At 65.8% G+C, this 17,989-nt stretch carries 20 protein-coding genes and 1 pseudogene; 10 read left to right on the top strand and 11 right to left on the bottom strand.

All coding sequences use genetic code 11. The annotated features are described in order from the left end of the window. Positions 1–68: 68 nt before the first annotated feature. Positions 69–1,868 (top strand): alpha/beta-hydrolase family protein, encoded by a 1,800-nt coding sequence (locus tag VVR85_RS05935; RefSeq protein ID WP_368520020.1) that lies wholly within the window; start codon positions 69–71, stop codon positions 1,866–1,868. Between the two features lie 14 nt (positions 1,869–1,882). Here the strand turns inward: VVR85_RS05935 and msrA are convergent, their stop codons facing one another. Further along, positions 1,883–2,536: a peptide-methionine (S)-S-oxide reductase MsrA gene (msrA, locus tag VVR85_RS05940; RefSeq protein WP_368520021.1), complete on the bottom strand. Its 654-nt coding sequence runs from the start codon at positions 2,534–2,536 to the stop codon at positions 1,883–1,885. Between the two features lie 151 nt (positions 2,537–2,687). Here msrA and VVR85_RS05945 point away from each other — a divergent pair, with 151 nt between their 5' ends. The 3 genes from VVR85_RS05945 to VVR85_RS05955 all read left to right on the top strand — a co-directional run bounded on the left by VVR85_RS05945 (position 2,688) and on the right by VVR85_RS05955 (position 4,256). Continuing rightward, positions 2,688–3,290, top strand: coding sequence for a superoxide dismutase (locus VVR85_RS05945; protein ID WP_368520022.1), 603 nt, complete (start codon positions 2,688–2,690; stop codon positions 3,288–3,290). A 310-nt stretch (positions 3,291–3,600) separates the two neighbouring features. After that, positions 3,601–4,059, top strand: a complete 459-nt coding sequence (locus VVR85_RS05950) for a hypothetical protein (protein WP_368520023.1) — start codon at positions 3,601–3,603, stop codon at positions 4,057–4,059. A gap of 5 nt (positions 4,060–4,064) precedes the next feature. Next, entirely contained in the window at positions 4,065–4,256 is a 192-nt protein-coding gene (locus VVR85_RS05955; RefSeq protein WP_368520024.1) for a helix-turn-helix transcriptional regulator, read from the top strand. Positions 4,257–4,263: 7 nt separating this feature from the next. Here the strand turns inward: VVR85_RS05955 and VVR85_RS05960 are convergent. Beyond that, positions 4,264–5,171, bottom strand: a pseudogene (locus tag VVR85_RS05960) (LysR family transcriptional regulator). Between the two features lie 82 nt (positions 5,172–5,253). Here VVR85_RS05960 and VVR85_RS05965 point away from each other — a divergent pair. Beyond that, positions 5,254–6,411 carry an MFS transporter gene (locus tag VVR85_RS05965; protein WP_368520025.1) on the top strand — a complete coding sequence of 386 codons (1,158 nt, stop codon included), beginning with the start codon at positions 5,254–5,256 and terminating at the stop codon, positions 6,409–6,411. Between the two features lie 12 nt (positions 6,412–6,423). Continuing rightward, on the top strand, positions 6,424–7,755 hold the full coding sequence (locus VVR85_RS05970; RefSeq protein WP_368520026.1) for a copper oxidase: 1,332 nt from the start codon (positions 6,424–6,426) through the stop codon (positions 7,753–7,755). On the opposite strand, the gene VVR85_RS05975 is transcribed toward VVR85_RS05970, so the two are convergent. Further along, complete coding sequence (locus VVR85_RS05975; RefSeq protein ID WP_368520027.1) at positions 7,700–9,184, bottom strand: TM0106 family RecB-like putative nuclease; 1,485 nt, start codon at positions 9,182–9,184, stop codon at positions 7,700–7,702. The two genes, VVR85_RS05970 and VVR85_RS05975, sit on opposite strands and share 56 nt — an antisense overlap. Before the next feature lie 105 nt (positions 9,185–9,289). On the opposite strand from VVR85_RS05975, the gene VVR85_RS05980 reads away from it, so the two are divergent. Beyond that, positions 9,290–9,925 (top strand): DUF6474 family protein, encoded by a 636-nt coding sequence (locus tag VVR85_RS05980; RefSeq protein ID WP_368520028.1) that lies wholly within the window; start codon positions 9,290–9,292, stop codon positions 9,923–9,925. Between the two features lie 106 nt (positions 9,926–10,031). Here VVR85_RS05980 and VVR85_RS05985 read toward each other — a convergent pair whose 3' ends face one another. Further along, positions 10,032–10,670 (bottom strand): LuxR C-terminal-related transcriptional regulator, encoded by a 639-nt coding sequence (locus VVR85_RS05985; RefSeq protein ID WP_368520029.1) that lies wholly within the window; start codon positions 10,668–10,670, stop codon positions 10,032–10,034. A gap of 43 nt (positions 10,671–10,713) precedes the next feature. After that, positions 10,714–11,910 (bottom strand): sensor histidine kinase, encoded by a 1,197-nt coding sequence (locus tag VVR85_RS05990; protein ID WP_368520030.1) that lies wholly within the window; start codon positions 11,908–11,910, stop codon positions 10,714–10,716. Here VVR85_RS05990 and VVR85_RS05995 point away from each other — a divergent pair. After that, the gene (locus VVR85_RS05995; protein WP_368520031.1) at positions 11,909–12,496 is read left to right on the top strand and encodes a DUF2020 domain-containing protein; all 588 of its coding nucleotides are present in this window, start codon (positions 11,909–11,911) and stop codon (positions 12,494–12,496) included. The genes VVR85_RS05990 and VVR85_RS05995 overlap by 2 nt on opposite strands. Positions 12,497–12,510: 14 nt before the next feature. On the opposite strand, the gene VVR85_RS06000 is transcribed toward VVR85_RS05995, so the two are convergent. After that, positions 12,511–12,663 carry a hypothetical protein gene (locus VVR85_RS06000; RefSeq protein WP_368520032.1) on the bottom strand — a complete coding sequence of 51 codons (153 nt, stop codon included), beginning with the start codon at positions 12,661–12,663 and terminating at the stop codon, positions 12,511–12,513. A 5-nt stretch (positions 12,664–12,668) separates the two neighbouring features. Further along, a complete protein-coding gene (locus VVR85_RS06005) occupies positions 12,669–13,415 on the bottom strand; it encodes a class E sortase (RefSeq protein ID WP_368520033.1) in 747 nt (248 codons plus the stop codon). Positions 13,416–13,484: 69 nt separating this feature from the next. Here VVR85_RS06005 and yidC point away from each other — a divergent pair, with 69 nt between their 5' ends. Beyond that, positions 13,485–14,594, top strand: a complete 1,110-nt coding sequence (gene yidC / locus VVR85_RS06010) for a membrane protein insertase YidC (protein WP_368520034.1) — start codon at positions 13,485–13,487, stop codon at positions 14,592–14,594. A 12-nt stretch (positions 14,595–14,606) separates the two neighbouring features. Here the strand turns inward: yidC and VVR85_RS06015 are convergent, their stop codons facing one another. The 4 genes from VVR85_RS06015 to VVR85_RS06030 all read right to left on the bottom strand — a co-directional run bounded on the left by VVR85_RS06015 (position 14,607) and on the right by VVR85_RS06030 (position 16,842). Beyond that, positions 14,607–15,215 (bottom strand): TetR/AcrR family transcriptional regulator, encoded by a 609-nt coding sequence (locus VVR85_RS06015; protein WP_368520035.1) that lies wholly within the window; start codon positions 15,213–15,215, stop codon positions 14,607–14,609. A 73-nt stretch (positions 15,216–15,288) separates the two neighbouring features. Continuing rightward, complete coding sequence (locus VVR85_RS06020) at positions 15,289–15,555, bottom strand: GlsB/YeaQ/YmgE family stress response membrane protein (protein WP_368520036.1); 267 nt, start codon at positions 15,553–15,555, stop codon at positions 15,289–15,291. Between the two features lie 170 nt (positions 15,556–15,725). After that, a complete protein-coding gene (locus VVR85_RS06025) occupies positions 15,726–16,622 on the bottom strand; it encodes a universal stress protein (protein WP_368520037.1) in 897 nt (298 codons plus the stop codon). A gap of 82 nt (positions 16,623–16,704) precedes the next feature. Continuing rightward, positions 16,705–16,842, bottom strand: coding sequence for a hypothetical protein (locus VVR85_RS06030; protein ID WP_368520038.1), 138 nt, complete (start codon positions 16,840–16,842; stop codon positions 16,705–16,707). Here VVR85_RS06030 and VVR85_RS06035 point away from each other — a divergent pair. Beyond that, positions 16,841–17,821: a pseudouridine synthase gene (locus tag VVR85_RS06035; RefSeq protein ID WP_368520039.1), complete on the top strand. Its 981-nt coding sequence runs from the start codon at positions 16,841–16,843 to the stop codon at positions 17,819–17,821. The genes VVR85_RS06030 and VVR85_RS06035 overlap by 2 nt on opposite strands. Positions 17,822–17,989 lie beyond the last annotated feature (168 nt).

A 17,989-nucleotide genomic window follows, 5' to 3' on the forward strand; every position in this document is an offset into this window, starting at 1 on the left:
CTGGAGCCGACCTTTCACACTCTAACCCCGTTCCGGCTGTCCTGCAGAGGGGCCGAGGTTCTGCAATGATGGCAGGCATGAAACGCTTCCTCCGGCGCACGGGCTACCGCTTCGCTAGCGGTGCGCTGCGCGCGGGCATCTTCTCGCTCGAGGTCTTAAGCGATCTCACGCCGGGGGTGCGCATGACCGGGCGGCGCCGGCTGCCACAGAACATGGCCGGCGGGATCCTGGGCGCGGAGCTGGCCACGTGGGCGGCCATCTCGCCCTCGCTGCTGCCGCGGCCGTGGTGGGTGACCGCCGCGAACGTGGCCATCGGGCAGGCGGCCGGCCACTGGGCGGGCGCGACCGCGGCCTATGTGGCGAAGGAATTCCTGCGTTCTATCGGCAAGCGCCCGCAGGACCGGCTGACCTACCAGTACCGGCACCGGATCGCGCTGGGGCTGGCGGCAGTGACGGCGGGCATGACCGCGCTGTCGGTGCGCAACCAGCGCAAGCAGGCGCAGCTGGTGGACAAGGACAACGACCGCGGCCCGGCCCAGGCCCTGGCCGGTACCGTCGTGGGCACCCTGGGATATGGCAGCCTGCTGCTGCTGGGCGAGGCGGTGCAGGCCTCCGTCGACCAGCTGTCGAAGGGGCTGCGGCGCTGGCTGCCGGCGCTGGTGGCCTGGCCACTGGGCGCGGCCGGCCTGGCGGCGGTGGTCTTCGTCTTGTCCAACCGCGTGCTGTTTAGGACCTGGATCCGCAACGTGACCGCCCGCGCCCAAGAGCTCAACCGGACGGTTTTCCCGGGGTCCACCATGCCCTGGGAGCCGGAGCGCTCCGGCTCGCCGTGGTCCTACGAGCCGTGGACAGCCGTCGGGTTGCAGGGGCGCTCCTTCCTATCCAGCGGGCCGCGCGCGGACGACATCAAGGCAGCGATGGACTGCGAGCGCGCCCACGAGCCGATCCGCATCTATGCCGGGCTGGTGCCGGGCCGCTCCATCCGCAACGCCGCCCGCCAAGTCATCGCGGAGATGGAGCGCACCGGCGCGTTCTGGCGCAACACGATTGTCATCCAGATGCCCGCCGGCTCCGGCTGGCTCAACAACTGGTCCACCTGCTCCTACGAGTTCCTCACCCGCGGCAACTGCGCCACGGTCACGCTCCAGTACGACGTTCTGGCCAGCGTGTTTTCCTACGTGGTGGATCCGGACGGGCCCGTGCGGGCCGCTTGGGAGCTCATCACGGCGGTCAAGCACCGCCTGGAAGACTTGCCGGAGGGCGACCGCCCGCGGCTCTACTTCGCCGGCGAGTCCCTGGGGGCCTACGCCATCCTGGACAACTACGAGTCCGTGGACGACCTGCTCGCTGCCTGCGAAGGCGCCGTGTTTTCCGGCCCGCCCCGCATGAGCCGTTTTACTTCCGAGCTCCAGCGCGATCCCGGCTCCCTGGAGCGCGTGCCGGTCATCGATGGTGGCAAGCACATCCGCTTCGCCGCAGCCACCCCGCACACCCGGCACGACGCTTTCGGCCACAGCTACCCGCAGACCTGGCAGCGCCCGCGCGTGCTGATTGCCCAGCACGCCTCCGATGCCATCGTGTGGTGGGACAAGGCGCTGGCCTTCCGGCGGCCGGGCTGGATTCACGAGCCACAGCCCGACACGGCGTACGCCGACACCTTCAAGGAGATGTTCTGGGCTCCGTTTATCACCTTCTGGCAGATCGGGCTCGACCAAGTCAACTCCCTCAACGTGCCCGGCGGGCACGGGCACAACTACTTCTCCGAGATGTTCTGGTACTGGGACAGCGTTCTCGGCTCGCAGTCCCGCGTGGCGCTGACCCCTAGCCGGGCGCGCCGGATGGAGGAGTTCATCCGCCGCGACGCCTAGGCGCTCCTACCGCCCTATCCGCACTTGACGCCGGTGCTGTGGTGCGGGCAGTAGCCGTGCGGGTTCTTGGCCAGGTACTGCTGGTGCTCGTCCTCGGCTAGGTAGTACTCGCCGGACGGGGTATCGCCGAGCAGCTTTACCTCGGTGGTGGTCTCGCCGAAGCCGTGGTCGGCCAGCTTGTCCGCGTAACGCTCGACCAGCTTCTCGATGACCTCTTTGTCCTCCTGCGTGCGCGGGTAGAACGCCGAGCGGTACTGGGTGCCGACGTCGTTGCCCTGGCGGTAGCCCTGGGTCGGGTCGTGGGCCTCCAAGGCCTTGACCACCAGCTCTTCCAGGCTGATCTGCTGCGGGTCGTAGGTGACCTCGACGACCTCGGCGTGGTTGGTCAGGCCGCGGCAGACCTCGTAGTAGGTCGGGTTCGGGGTATTACCGCCGGCGTAACCGACCGAGGTGGACTCCACCCCGCCAGTTTCCCAGTACATCTTTTCTACGCCCCAGAAGCAGCCGATGCCCAGCAGGAGGGAGCGCTGCCCCTCCTTCCACGGGCCGGTAATCGGCGTACCGAGGACGGCATGCGTTTGTGGCTCGGGAAGCACCGGCTCTGCGCGACCCGGCAGGGTTTCTTGTGCGTCGACAATCTTCGGCGCCGGTCCAAACAACCACGACATGGTTTAGTTCCTTTCCGGATTAATTTCGGGACAATCTCAACGAACAATTTTGAAGTTGTACTGCGGGTTTATAGATTTTTGCAAGAATTTCGTTGCGAAATCTACAAACCAGCCTATTATGGGGCCCGTACCCAACGAAAGGATAATAATCATGGCTGTTTACGAACTTCCCGACCTGCCGTACGACTACGACGCCCTAGAGCCGCACATCTCCGCGGAGATTATGCAGCTGCACCACGACAAGCACCACAACACCTACGTGCAGGGTGCTAACGCTGCACTCGAGGCTCTCGAGGCCGAGCGCAACGGCGAGGCTAACGCTGACCGCATCCGCGCCCTGTCCAAGAACCTGGCGTTCAACCTGGGTGGCCACACCAACCACTCCATCTTCTGGAAGAACCTGTCCCCGAACGGTGGCGGCCAGCCGACCGGCGAGCTGGCTGAGGCCATCGACCGCGACTTCGGCTCCTTCGAGAAGTTCCAGGCTCACTTCGCTGGCGCTGCTACCAGCCTGCAGGGCTCCGGCTGGGCCGTGCTGGGTTACGACCACATCGCCGGCAAGCTCATCATCGAGCAGCTGACCGACCAGCAGGGCAACGTTTCCGTTAACTTCACCCCGCTGCTGATGCTGGATATGTGGGAGCACGCATACTACCTGCAGTACAAGAACGTGAAGGCTGACTACGTCAAGGCCTTCTGGAACGTCGTCAACTGGGACGACGTTGCCGAGCGCCTGGCTGCCGCTGAGAAGTAAGAAAAGCAACTCAGCGCCTTCCAGCGTTTCCAGCTAAAGGGCCGGCCCCCGCGCGGGGGTCGGCCCTTTTTCGATCCTGTAGGATGCGCGGAAAATCGGCTTCTACCACCAGGTCTGCGCGTATCCCCAGGACACCGTTCGCCTTCAGGCGCAAAGGCCGATGGATTGACATAGCAAAGCCCCCTTGACGGTAAAGCACGCTTAACATATACTCGTATACGTAAAGCACACTTGACTAAAACGCGGCCAGAGTAAGGCCAAAAGCCGAAGCAAGCCGGCGATGTCACTCAGGCCAGGAAAGGGGTAAACCATGGAAACGAAAACACGCCTCGGCCGGATGCGTTCCGGCGGCAGCCAGCGCAAGCTGATGTTGACCTCCGCTGCGGCAGGTGCGATGACCGCGGTCATAGTTGGCGCGGTTCTGACCACACTGACGGGCCACACGGGAGTATCCGCCGGGTTGACCGTCATGATATACGCCGCGTGCCTGTTCCCGGTGGGGTTCGTCGCATGGTGGGCTGTGTTGGTAGACCGCTCAACCATCGCGGGGGCGCCGGCCCAGCCGGAGAAATCAATCGAGTCTCGCTGGTACGACCAGGCAGCCCAAAGCACTTTCCACGTCTGCCTGTGGGCAGTAGGCGCGCTCGGAGTGGTCTCGGTATTCTGGGACTTCCAGGTCTCCGCCCACTGGTTAACCATCGGTCTAGGCACGTTCCTAGCGGTCGTTTTCTGGGGTTCGTACCTGCTCCACAAGCGGCGCGAGTCCTAAGCGCTATGAACAACCGGCTACGCGAGTACCGCGCTACACACAACCTGTCCCAACAAAAACTGGCCGACACCTTAGGCGTATCCCGCCAGACGGTCATCAGCCTGGAAAAAGGTCGCTACGATCCGTCGCTGCCGTTAGCGTTCCAGCTGGCAGCCTTCTTCGACTGCACGATCGAGGACCTTTTCATCCCGGATTAGCCCCCTGTTAGCCTCCGCTAACACCCGGCCTGGCAGCCGGGCGCCCCTCAGCCTGGCAGGCGAAGTCGCGGAACTGGGCGACGGCCGGGGCGTCGTCGCCGGGGCGCCAGACCAGGCCGAGCTCGCGGTAGGCTGGCGGGTCTAGCGGGATGACGTTGCGGGCCTGCAGGTACGGGTCTTCCAGCGGCAAAAGGGCGCTGCCCAGGCCGGCTTCGACGAGCCCCGCGACGGTGGTCAGCTCCATCGACTCGAAGACGAAGCGCGGGGTGATGTCGGCCGCGGCGACGAGGTCGTCCAGGAACATACGGGTCCCGTAGCCCGGCAGCATGCCGATGAAGGGCTCGCCGTCGAACTGCGCCATCGTGACGGTATCGGCGTTGCCCACCCAGTGCTCGGCGGGCACGGCAATGCCAAGGCGCTGGCGTTCCAGCAGCGCCCAGCTCAGCGCGTGCGGGGCGGCATCGAGCGGGCGCGGGCCCACGAGCGCGAGGTCGGCCTCGCCGGCCAGGACGCGGTCGACCAGCTCTTGGGCTGCGCCTTGGTGGAGTTGGAACTCGACGTGCGGGTAGCGGGCGCGGTAAGTGCGCAAGAGGTCGGGGACCATCCAGGTGCCCAGCGAGTGCATGAAATCCAGGCGCACCGTGCCCCGGTCGGGGTCCATCAGGCGGGCGACCTCCGCGGTCCCGCGGGAAAGCTCCGCCACGGCTGTGCGCGCGTGGGCAGAAAACCCGCGCCGCGACTGTTGAGCACCACGCGGTGGCCAACACGGTCGAAGAGGCTCGCGCCGGCGGCCTTTTCCACGCGTTGGATGCGCCGGCTGAGGGTGGGTTGGCTGATGCCGAGGCTGTCGGCGGCCGCCCCGACGGCGCCGGTCTCCGCGGTGGCAATGAAACCGCGCAGGTCATCCACATTCATGCAGGAAGTGTATCAACTCTTGCTATTTTCCACATTTTACACATAGACCCCGCGCGGGCATGCTGAGAATATGCCGAGAGCCATGCCCCGAAATACCCGCGCCACCGTCGCCATGCTCTGCGTCGGGTTGGCGGTCTTTTCCTGCCTGTATTCCACCCAGGCCATCCTGCCGGAGCTGGTCAGCGAGGTGGGCTTGAGCTCCACGGCGGCCGCGCTGACGGTCTCCGCGGCGACGGGCGCGCTGGCGGTCTGCGTGGTACCCGCCTCCATCCTCTCCGAGCGCTTCGGCCGCGGGCGGATCCTTTTGGTCTCCTGCCTGGCGGCCACGCTGGTTGGCTTCGCGGTGCCGTGGGCGTCCAGCCCCGCGCTACTCATCGGGCTGCGCGCCGTCCAGGGCGCCCTCATGGCGGGCGCGCCCGCGGTGGCGATGGTCTGGCTCTCGGAAGAGCTTAACGCCCGCGCGCTGCCGCGGGCGATGGGCCTGTATATCGCCGGCACCTCCATCGGCGGCCTGATGGGGCGCCTTATCCCCTCTGGCCTGCTGGAGCTGACCTCGTGGCGCTGGGCGCTGGCCGGTTCCGCGCTGGTCTCCTTCCTCTTCGCCGTCGCGGCGGCGTTCCTGCTGCCGAAGCAGCGCAACTTCACGGCCAAAGCTCTTAACCCCCGGCGCGAGTTCGCCGCCATGCTCGAGCACTGGCGGACCAAGGAACTCGGCCTGCTGTTCTTGGTCGCCCTGCTGGCGATGGGCTCTTTCGTCTCCATCTACAACTTCATCTCTTTCCGACTCATCGAGACCTTCGGGCTGCCGCAGGCGCTGGTCAGCTTCGTCTTCCTGCTTTATCTCTTCGGCACCTGGTCGTCTGCCCAAGCCGGCAAGCTGGCCGCCGAGCACGGCCGGGGGACCACCCTGCTGGGCGCGTGCGTGCTCTTCGGCGTGGGCATCGCGCTCACCCTGGGCCCCCTGGTGGCAACGATTGCCGGCATGCTGCTGCTGACCGTGGGCTTTTTCGCCGCCCACTCCACGGCCAGCGGCTGGGTCGGCGCCGTGGCTAAACACGACCGGGCGGAGGCCTCCAGCATGTACGTCTTTTGCTATTACTTCGGCTCCTCGGTGCTGGGCGCTTTCGCGGGAACGCTGTTCGGGGCGTTCAACTGGTCCATCTTCGTGGCCTTCTACGTGCTGGTTTCCGTGATCCTTATCGCCATCGCCGCAACGCTGAAGCGGCGCGCGGTGGGATAAACTAGAGAAATTATGGAGAAAATACCCAACAAGAAGTGGTCGGGGAAGAGCTGGCACCGCCGCGCCAGCAAGCCAATCACGCTGTGGATGATGGTCTTCATCCTGGCCGGGGCGGTGCACACCCTCATCCCTAATTACCGTTGGGTGCTCATCCACCTGTTCACCCTGGGCATGGTGACCAACAACATCGTCGTCTGGTCGCAGTACCTGACCGAGAAATTCGTCCAAGCCCGCCTGCCCGACTCGGCCCGCCCGAACCAGCTGCGGCGGATCTACATCCTCAACGTGGGCGTGGTTCTGGCCATCATCGGCCAGGCCCTCGACGACATCTGGGATCTGCACTTCATCCTCACGCAGCTGGGCGCACTCATCGTCGGCGCCATGCTGCTCTGGCACGGCGCTAGCCTGACCCAGCAGTGGCGCGGGATCGACAGCGCCAAGCGCTTCCGCCCCATCATCCTGGGCTACGTCGGCTCGGCGCTGTGCCTGCCCGTCGGCGCGTTCTTCGGCGCCATCTTGTCCATGGGCCTGTCCGAGCCCTGGTACGGGCGGTTGCTGACCGCCCACGTGGTGGCCAATATCGGCGGTTTCGTCGGCTTGGCCGCCGCGGCCAGCCTGACGGTGCTCTTCCCCACCATGTGGCGGACCAAGGGCATCACCACGCGGATGAACCCGACGCTCATCCTCCTCGCGGTGGGCACCGCCGTGACCATCGCGGGCGCGCTCAGCAGCCTCGCGTGGCTAACCGGCGCGGGCCTGGTGGTCTACGCCGCCGGCTGGCTGGCCAGCCTCCAGCAGTGGCTGCGCAACGTCGGCGCCGTGCTGGCCGAGCCGCGCGACCGGGTCAGCTACCCGGCGGTCTCCGTGCTGGCGGCGGTGACCTGGCTGGCGCTGACCATCGTCTACCTGGCCGTCCAGGTCTTCATCAGCGGCGACCCGGATCCGCTGCCGACGCTGCCACTGCTCATCGGCTTCGCCGGCCAGCTGCTCATCGGTGTGCTCAGCTACATCATGCCCACGACGATGGGCGGCGGCCCCGCAGCCGTGCGCGCGGGCCTGAAGGAGATGAACCGCGGCGGTCTGTTCCGCTCCACGCTGATTAACGGCGGGCTCATTATCTGGTTGATTACGCAAAAGTCCTGGCTCGCGGTCTTCTCCTCGGTGCTGTGCATCATCCCGCTGGCCGCCTTCCCCATCTTCATGATCCGCGCGGTCAAGGCGCAGAAGGCCGTGCTGATGAAGCAGGCCGAGGGCCCGGAGCCGGGGACCGAGTCCCAGTGGGGGCAGATCACTGCTGGTCTGGTGACCCTGGCGCTGCTGTTGGCGGTTTTTGGAGGTATCTAACGCCCGGCGCGCCCGCGCTCATCCAGTCGCGGACCGCGCGGGTGGCGCGCGTGTCGTCCGCGTTGTACGTCAGCAGTGCCTCGCGCACGGCGGTATCCCCGCGCAGCGCCGCCCGGCGCGCGGTCACGGATTCCTCGCCGGCGAAATCGCCCTGCCGCCAGTGAAAGCCCGCGTGCGGGGCCACGGCCTTGAGCCCTAGCCCGGACGGCCCAAGGAAATGGGCCTTGACGTGGGCGAACAAGTCGACCCACTCGGGCGAGGATAGGAAGCTTTCCACCTCGGCCAACGCGGGCTGACCGAAGCGCTTGGCGGACATGCGCATCCAGTGGTTCTCGCCGTGCGCGGAGTAGCAGTAGGCCGCGAAGGTCTGGCCCGCCGCGTGGGCGCGAGCCCGGATGCCCATCAGCCAGTCCCAGAACGCAGAGAAGTTGTGGGCCTCGGCCCTCCCGCCTAGCGGCTCCCAGGTCACGAAGGGGTGGTATTCGCCGGCATACCACGCACCCCAGAGGTAGGCGCCTTGGTCCAGGTAGGCCTCCATGTCCACGTCGACCTCCACGTCGGCGCGCGGGACGGTCGGCACGTCGCGGGCCAGCAGCGTTATCCCCTCCCGCCACGCGGCGGCGAGCTGGGAGGCCGGGTAGAGATCGGCATCGATAAGCGCCTGGACGCTGTCAATGCCCTGCTCGCGGTACGGGTCGGCCTTATCGCCGGGCAAGAACAGGCTGATGTCGTCGACGGCTGCCAACTCCGGCTCGCAGACGGGCCAGAACCGGCAGCTGGCGCATTCTTTGACCCGGCGCGGCGCCTGAGGCAGCGGGCGGGCCAGGGCGGTATCCAGCGCGGCCTGGTAGCGCTGCGTTTCGGTGAAGAAGGTCAGCTGGCGGTCCTGCCCAATGATCCCGGCCCGGCCCGCGTACTGCTCGCCAAGGGTCCGCTCCGCAAGCGCCAGCCGGTAGCCGTCGGCCACGTGGTGGCGCGCCTGGTAGGGCAGCGGCAGGGGATCGCTCAGCCCCAGCCGATGGGTGGGCACGCCCGGCAGCGTCTTGCCGGGCTTCTTCCGCGCCACGCGGTGGTTGGAGACCAGCACCGGGACGATCCCGTCCGCGGTGCGCAACAGAAGGTCGACGTTGACGGCTACCCCCTCGGCGATGAGTACCCCGCCGGTGATGTGGGTGTGCGCGCCACCTAGGGCGCGCTGGGTGGCGGCGGCGCGCTGGGAGGCATCGTCAGCCGGCAGGGGCCCTAGGTCCTTGCGGCGGACCTTTTTGCCCTGCTGGGGCAGCTGTTCAGCGACGGCTTGGCGGGCGGCGCGCAGCCTGTCGGCCCGCGCGGCGGCGGAGGCAGGGGCGGGAATTTCGGGGAAGCGCCGGGCCTGAACCCGCCGGTACTGGCACCCCACCAGATCCGACGCCGTCAACCAATCGCTCACCCGCCCGAGCTTAATAGACTGGGACAGGTAATGTTGAATGCAGCACTACACTGCAAACAAATAGTTCCCAAGACAACGACCTTCAACCACAGTGAGGACACAGTCATGAGCCTGCTCAAGAAAGTTCGTAAGCTCCGCGCCCAAGCCAAGGCAGAAGCCAAGGCCGCTAAGGCCCGCGCCCGGGCCGAGGTCAAGGAGGCCTCCAAGGCGGAGCGCCGTCAGCATAAGCTGCTGGCCAAGCAGGAAAAGAACTTGCTGAAGTCGGAAGAAAAGGGCCTGAAGAAGCGCCGCAAGCACGAGGAAAAGATGGCCAAGCAGGAGCTGGAGAAGCTCAAGGCCGGCCGTTTTAACTCCGACAACGTCAAGCGCTACGCCGGCGCCGCCCGCGTGGCCGTCCCGCTGCTGCTGCCGCTGGCCTACCGCGGCCTGGTGGCCCTGCGCGAAAACAACGAGAAGCGCCAGGCAAAAAAGGCCGGCGTCTCCCGCGACCAGCTCGCCTCCTTTGCCGGCCACGGCGCCTCCCTGAAGGCCCGCACCCAGGGCATCCGCAACTCGCTGGAGGGCACCGACCTGCCGGCCGGCTTCAAGCGCGACGTGCGCGACCGCCTCGACGAGCTCGACGCGGCCACAGACAACGCAGAGTTCATGACCGCCGATCAGCGCCGTCGCGCGCACTCGTCGATCAACACCGACATCGACGGCGTCACCTACGACATCCAGCAGCGCCTCACCACCGCCTAAAACGCGGCTTAACTAAGCCCACAGCAAAACCCCGGCTCCAGCATCTACCTGCAGGACCGGGGTTGAGCTTTGCCTGCGCGCCCGGGTGGGCGGCGCGGGTGGGCGTCTAGAGCACGCCCTGCTCGCGGGCGGCGGCTACGGCCGAGGTGCGCGAGCGCACGCCCAGCTTGTCGTAGATGTGCACGAGGTGGGACTTCACGGTGGCCTCCGAGAGCATGAGGTCCTGGCCGATCTGGCGGTTCGAGGCGCCGGCGGCCACCAGCTTGAGCACCTCCAGCTCGCGCGGGGTCAGCGAGGTGCGCGGGGTGCGCACGCGCGTCATCAGGCGGTCGGCGACCATGGGCGACAGGGCCGAGTCCCCGTCCGCGGCCGAGCGCACCGCGGCGAGCAGCTCCGCCGGCGGGGCGTCCTTGAGCAGGTAGCCGAGCGCGCCGGCCTCGATGGCGCCTAGGATGTCCGCGTCCGTGTCGTAATTGGTCACGACCAGTACCTTCGGCGGGTGCTCCATGCGGGAGCGGATGGCGGCGGTGGCCTCGGCCCCGCCCATCACGCGGGTGCCTTCCACGCCCGCACCGAAGCGCAGGTCCATCAGCAGCACGTCGATGCCGCCGGCCTGGGCCGCCGAGATAGCCGCTTCGGCCGTGGCCACCTCCCCGACCACCTCGATGTCGTCGGCCTCCTCGAGCACGGCGCGCAGCCCTAGTCGGACGATTTCGTGGTCGTCAGCTAGCAGAACCCTAATCACGTGGAGCCTCTCCTTTTTGTGGAAACACGTATCCTCCGAAAGTTTAATCTACCAAGGGAACGCTAACAGATACAGCCGTGCCGCACCCAGGCGTGGATTCCACCGAGATCGTCCCGCCGAGTTCCTCCGCGCGGCGCTGCAGGGCGCTGAGCCCGATGTGCCCCAGCCCGGCTGGCCGGTCACGGACTTCCTCCGGGTCGAAGCCGCGCCCGTTGTCCACCACATCGAGGCGGACCTCGTCGTCCTCGTAGGTCACGGTCACCCGCGCCCTACTCGCGTGCGCGTGCTTGACGACGTTGCCCGCCGCACCCTGGGCAATGCGCAGCAGCGCGGCCTCGACCTTCATCGGCAGCTGGCGGGTCTCGCCGTCGGTCTCGACCTCCATCTCCAGCTCGCCAGTGGCGGCGTAGCCCTCCGCCATGCGCTTGAGCGCGCCCGCCAGGGAGGTCTCCGACAGGCCGGCCGGCTGCAGCGCGGCGATCATGGCGCGGGCCTCCTTGAGGTTCTCGGCTGCGGTCGAGCGCGCCAGGTCCATGCGCTGGCTGGCGCGGACCGGGTCCTCGCTGGCGATGTCGCGCTGCGCGGCGTGCAGCAGCATCTGGATGGAGGACAGCCCCTGGGCCAGCGTGTCGTGGATTTCGTGGGCGATGCGCTGGCGCTCCGCGCTGATGCCGGCCTCGCGCTCGGTCTGGGCCAGTTGCGCGCGCGTCTCCACGAGCTCGGCGATGAGCTCCTCGCGCTCCAGGTTGATGCGGTGGAGCGTGTCGAAGGCGTAGTAGATGGCGATGGTGACCACCGCGGAGACCCCGGGGCCCATGATGCCGCCGAAGGTCAGGCCATCGGGGATCTGCACGACCACGGAGATCACCCCGGCGACTATCACCATGATGACGCCCCAGAACATCGACAGCACGCGCAGGTAGAGGAAGAACAGGCTAAAGACCAGGTAGATGCCGGCCGGGGCGATGGTCAGATCCAGCACCCACAGGGCGGTCAGCGCGGCCAGCCACAAAAGCTTGACCGTAAACGGCCAGAGGTGCATGTAGATGGAGCCGGCGAAGTAGACGGCGGCGAAGGCAGACAGCAGCACGAGGTTCGCGGCGGCCTCGCCCAGCGGCATCCGCACGGAGGCGAAGATGGCGATCACCAGCAAGGTGGCGGTGAGGATGTGGATGCCGTTGCGCAGGACATCCGCATCGCTCAGATTCTCCGCGGATGGGTGCTCTAGACTGGTACTCATGCCCAAAAGCCTACTTCCCGCCGTGCTCATCGTGGCGCTGGGCCTCGCGGCCTGCAGCGCGTCCAGCGACGCGCCGGAGAGCGACGACCCGGCCCAGCCCGCCGCCGAGCAGCCGGCCAACAGCAGCGACACCGCCCCGGAAAACCCAGCGGCCGAGCAACCCGGCGACGGCCTGCCGGTGGACGCCACGGCCGAGGCGACCGAGCCCGGCGAATGCCCCTACCTGGACGGCCAGTGGCTGGCCGAAACCAACGGCCAGCGCCTGACTGATCAGGCCATCGACCCCCGGTTTTCAACGCCCGCCTGCATCTTCTGGTCCTACCCGGAGGACCCCCAGGCGACCGTCATCGTCCGCGAGATGCCCGACCGCGACGCCGCCATGGACGTCGTGGACTGGGCCGCGCCCGTCGATGCCACGGAGCTCGCCGAGTTCGACGGCTGGTCCGGCGGCCGCGGGGTCCTGGGCGACCAGGCGGTCTTCGCGGTGCAAAAGGACAACCGCGCGGTAGTGGTCTGGACTAACCAGCTGCAGACCGTCAAGGCCGAGTCCATCGCCCGGGAAGCGATCACCAACCTCGGTCTCTAGGCGGCGAGGCGGGCCTAAACAGAGACGCCGTTGTACGGCATCAACGGGGAGATGGCCGGGAAGAGGACCTCCATGAGGAGGAAGAACACGCCCACGGCGATGGCGATAGCCAGCAGCACCTTCACGGGGGTAGGCCCCGGCAAGAGGTTCCAGAGTGCTCGGTACATGGTTTCTATTCCTCCTCCATCGCGGCCGGGCGCGTTGGGCTCGAGTCTACTTTCATCGCGTGGACGATCATCCGCTCCGCGTTCGAGAACTGCGGGTGGCAGGTGGTCAGCGTCAGCAGAGCCTCGGTGGGCTCCGGCCCGCCCTCGGTCGCGACCCCGGGGATGGGCGCGATAACGCCGATATCCCCGGGCAGCGTGATGTGGCGGCCGGGCGCCCCGGCGTACTCACCGCCGTAGATCTTTTCTTGTTGTTCCGGCGTGAAGCAGTCTGCCTGCTGCCCGTCGATGGGCAAGACCCGGTAGGTCACCCACTCGCCCCCGGTTTCGATGACGATGGCGTCGCAGGTTTCCAGCTTGCCCAGGTCGTTGAAGGGCGCGCCCTTGCCCACGCGGTGGCCGGCGACGGCGAAGTTGCCGTTCTCGCCCGGCATCTGGCTATCAACGTAACGCCCCGGGCCCTTGAGCAGGTCGTCCTCGTCGGTGCCTTCCAGGATGGCGAAGTGGTAGTCGGAACCGAAGCTGGGGATATACATCCTCGCAAAGGCCTCGCCCAGCTCCGGGTGGAGCTTGCCGCGCGGGTTGGTGCGTTCGTTCCAGCGCTGCTCCAGGTGCTGGTTGGCCTCGTCCTGGAGCTCGGCGGACTTCAGGTTGGTCCAATAGGCCTCATAGAAGGCGAACAACAGCAGCAGCACCCCGACGGTCATAAAGAGTTCTCCCATAACCTGCTGCCAGCTGGGGCGCGTGTGATTCATGCGCAATAGTGTAGCGCCTGTAGGCTAGATCTGCCTCATTCACCAGAGACTGCGGAAAGGCCTGCGCGCATGCTGACTATCTTCATGTACCCCGTGTCCGGAATCATGAAGCTGTGGCACTTCATCACCCACAGTTTCCTGGATGACCAGACCGCGTGGTTGGTCTCCATCGTGCTGCTCGTCCTCACCATCCGCGGGCTGATCGCGCCGCTGTCCTGGTCCTCGGTGAAGATGGGGCGCACCGGCGCGCTCATGCGCCCGGCCAAGCGCGACATCGAGCGCCGCACCGAGGAAGCCACGACCATCGAGGAGTTCAAGGCCCTCCAGGTCGAGACCGAGGAACTGAACAAGAAGTTCAACTACCGGCCGCTCATCGGCTGTATCCCGCCGCTCATCATGATGCCCTTCTTCCTGGGCCTCTACCAGGTGGTGCTGCGCATGGCGCGCCCGTCGACGGGCGACACCGTGGGCCTGCTCAGCGCCGAGGAGGTCGAGGCCTTCCGCGAGACGACGTTTATGGGCATCCCGCTGCCGGCCTTCGTCTCGATGCCGCACGATTGGGCCGCGGAGCTCGGCATCACCGGCGAAGAAGTCCGCCACGTCATCATGCCGTGGCTCATCGCCGCGCTCATCTTTACCACGGTGAACATGATGATCACCGGCTACCGCGCGTTCTTGACCACGCAGTTCGACCAGAAGGTGCCGCGGCGCATGTTCTACTTCGTCGTGATCATCATCCCGTTCGTGCCGTTTATGCTCTGGCACCTGGCCATGACCGCCCCCATCCCGGTGGCCATCATCTTGTACTGGGCCTGCACGAACCTGTTCACCCTGTGCCAGACGCTGGTCTTCGAGGTTTTCCTGCGGCGCCGGATGCCGCTGGGAACCGACGTCCACGAGCTGCGCCGCCAGAGCTGGAAGGACTTCCGGGCCAACCGGAAGAACAAGCCGAACCGCGCGGAGAAGAAGGAAGAAAAGGAAAAGAAGCAGGCCCGGCGAAAGATGCAGCAGCAGGCCAGCCGCGAGCTCATGGCCGAGCGCCGCGCCGCGCGGGAGGAAGCCGAGGGGCAACAGGGGGCATCGGCAGCCGGCAATGCGGAACCGGTGGAGGCCGACGCCGCCGAGACCTCCCCTGCCCCCGAGGAAGATATAGAAAAAGGCCCCCGGGAAGGGGCCTAGCGAAACCAAGCCTTAGATGGAGTAGTCCGCCGGCGGGGCCGAGAGCATCTCCTGAGCCAGGCTGCGGGCGGTCTTGAGCGGGGTGACGTCGCGCTCGAGGCGGGCCCCGGCGAGCCCGCCGTCAAGGAAGATAAGCAGCTGGCTGGCCTGCGCGTCCGAGGGGTAGCCGTTCTTCTCATTGAGCAGGGCGGTCATGGTGGAATGCATCCAGCGGCGGTGCTCCAGACAGGCCGCGACGATGCCGTGCTCGGACTCCGTCTCCGGGCGCGGGTATTCGCCGGCGGCGTTGAGGAAGTGGGAACCGCGGAATTCCTTGGCCGGCTCCTGCTCGATGGCCATGTCGTAGAAGGCCAGGATCTTCTCCTGCGGATCCTTCGCGTTGGCGGTTCGCTCGTTCCACTCGGCGCGGTACTGCTCGTCGAGGTTTTCCAAGTAAGCGATAACGAGCGCGTCCTTGGAACCGAAAAGGGAGTACAGGGATGCCTTGGCAACGTCCGCCTCCCGGAGGATGCGGTCGATTCCGATGACCCGAATACCTTCCGTAGTAAACAGGCGGGTGGCGGAGTCGAGAAGTCGATTGCGCGGGCTCGGACGGTTCCGACGCGATTTCTTTTCTGCCACGGCTATCCTTTCCACAAACAAAAACCGGTTCATCTACACAATATAGACGAACCGGTTTGTATGCGAATTTAGATTATTCCTTCTTGCTGCCCCCGCGGATCATGCCGACGATCCACAGCAGGATGCAGGCACCGGCGGTGGCCGTAATAATCTGCAGGAAGATGTTGCTCGGGTTGCCCTGGTTGATGAGCGACAGGATGCCGCCACCAATCAGACCACCGATGACACCGACGATCAGGTTAGTGACCAGCCCGTGATCCTTCTTCATAATCTTTTCTGCCAGCCAGCCGGCGATGATACCGACGATGATGGACATGAAAAAGCCCAGTCCCAGTCCCATAATATTCCTTCCAAAAGAACGCTTGACTTCGTAATTTACCGTTGGCGGACCCAGATAGTTGCCCGCCTACTTCCCATTGTGCCCGTTAAAACAGCAAAAAGCCACAGATGCCCTGTCATAATTTCGGGCAACTATGGCTTAATAGCTTTCGCCTAGGCTGAACGCTCAGGCTACTCGGAGTCGGGGCGCACGACCATCATCGGGCACGGTGCGGACTGCAGCAGCGCGCGGGAGGTCGAGCCGAGCAGCATGCCCTTGAAGCCGCCGCGGCCGTGAGAGCCGACGACCAGCAGCTGGGCACCCTCGGAGTTATCCGACAGGGCGCGGACCGGGCGGTCGCGGGCGATGACCTTCTTGACCGGCACGTCCGGGTACTTCTCCTGGAAGGAGGACAGGCGCTCAGCCAGCAGCTCGCCCTGCTCCTTCTCGACGTCTGCCCACTCAGCCTGGGCGGCGGACAGGCCGGCCAGGGAGGCCTGGACCTGCATGTCCATCCAGGTGTGGACGGCGACCAGCTCGGAGGAGCGGGCGTTGGCTTCCTGGAAGGCGTACTCGGTGGCCTTCTGGGAGACCTCGGAGCCATCCACACCGACGACGACCGGGCCGTACTTGTTGACCTCGTTGACGGCGTTGTCGTCGCGGACGACGACCACCGGGCAGGCCGCGTGGGAGACCACGGAGGCGGAGACGGAGCCCATCACCATGCCGGACAGGCCGCCCATGCCGCGGGAGCCCATGACGATCATGGTGACGTCGTGGGACATCTCCAGCAGCATGTCGATGGGGGAGCCCTCAGCCACGGTGTGGCCGATCTTCAGGTCGGGGAAGGACTCGTGCGCGATGGCGCGGGCTTCCTCGATCTTCTCGAGGGTCTCGTTCTGCAAGTCGTCGTAGAGCTCCTTCGGCGGAACCATGCCCTCCGCGTAGAGGAACTGCGGCATGGTGTAGCTGGAAGCAATACGCAGCGGGATGCCACGCTTGGTGGCGGTGTTAGCCGCCCACCGAACGGCGTTGTGAGAAGCCTCGGAACCATCTACTGCAACGACAACAATGTCTTCTTTAGTCATTATCCTTAGTCCTTTCTCCGGTGGGCCTTACACCACCAATTATAGCCGGTTATAACAACTTACGTGCGCGGCTAACCCCGAACTAGTCGATGATATGAGCAGCTTCGGAATTGGCCGGGAACAGCAAGGTGTACAAGCCCACCAGTACGTCGCGGAGAACGGCTCCGATACCATTGGAGGAAAATTCCAGAGCCGGCGCGAGGAGTGCATCAAAGTCCATGTCACAAAGGATAGCCCATCATCGGAAGGGATACAGCCCGTTAGGGATACAAAATGGACTAAACCCCGCCCGCGTGCGGGTACCGGAAGGCGGCATCACGGCATGGGACTTCCTCGCACACGTCATCACCAGCCAGCGCCACCGCCACCCGGAAGACGATGCCGCCGCTCTCCAGCGCCGCTTCGACGACCAGGCCGTAGTGCTCCGCGATGGGACGGTCCTCAGTCCGCACTCCATCCTCCGCGCCGGCCAGGACATCTACTTCTACCGCATGCCGGCCGAAGAAGCCCCGGTACCCTACGACATCCCTGTCGTCTACGAGGACGACAACCTACTAGTGGCCAACAAACCACCGTTTATGGCGACGATGCCCCGCGCCCGCCACATCGTGCAAACCGCGACCGTCCAGCTACGCCGGACAACCGGCATTGATGAACTGGCCCCCGCCCACCGCCTGGACCGGCTCACCTCCGGAATCCTGCTATTCACCAAGCGCCGGGAAATCCGCGGGGCCTACCAAACCATGTTCGCCGAGCGAAAGGTCCACAAGGTCTACCAAGCCATCGCCCCCGACGTTGGCATCAAACCCGGAACCGTCTGGCGCAGCCGGATGGAAAAGACCCCGGGCGAAATCCAGGGCCGAATCGAGGAAGGCGCACCAAACGCCGAGACCAATGTTGTCGAAGTCGAGCCCATCACCGACAAGACCGTCCTCGAAGCCATCCATGGGCCCCAGCCACCGTTGGCGCAATATACGCTAGCCCCCACCACCGGCAAAACGCACCAGTTGAGGCTACACCTTTGGGCCGCCGACGCGCCCATCCTGGGCGATCCCATCTACCCCGACATCCTCCCGGAGGACGCCGAGGACTTCCGAGTCCCCATGCACCTGGCCGCCACAAAGCTTAGCTTCACCGACCCGCTCGATGGCACCGAGCGCAGCTTCGAGGCCACCCCTATCGACCAGCGCATGTACTAAAGCACAGGCACCGTCCTGGCGCAGAGGCCGCTGTAGCTGGACAACCTCCGTGGACGATGGACCACAGCGGATAACGCCCCTACGCGTTCCCAGGCGGGGCTCTATAGTGGCGGAGGATCGAAAAAGGGAGGGTTTCCGGCCGGTGGCCGGGAACCCTCCCTCATTGGT

Source organism: Corynebacterium sp. LK2590 (assembly GCF_040946105.1).
GTDB lineage: Bacteria > Actinomycetota > Actinomycetes > Mycobacteriales > Mycobacteriaceae > Corynebacterium.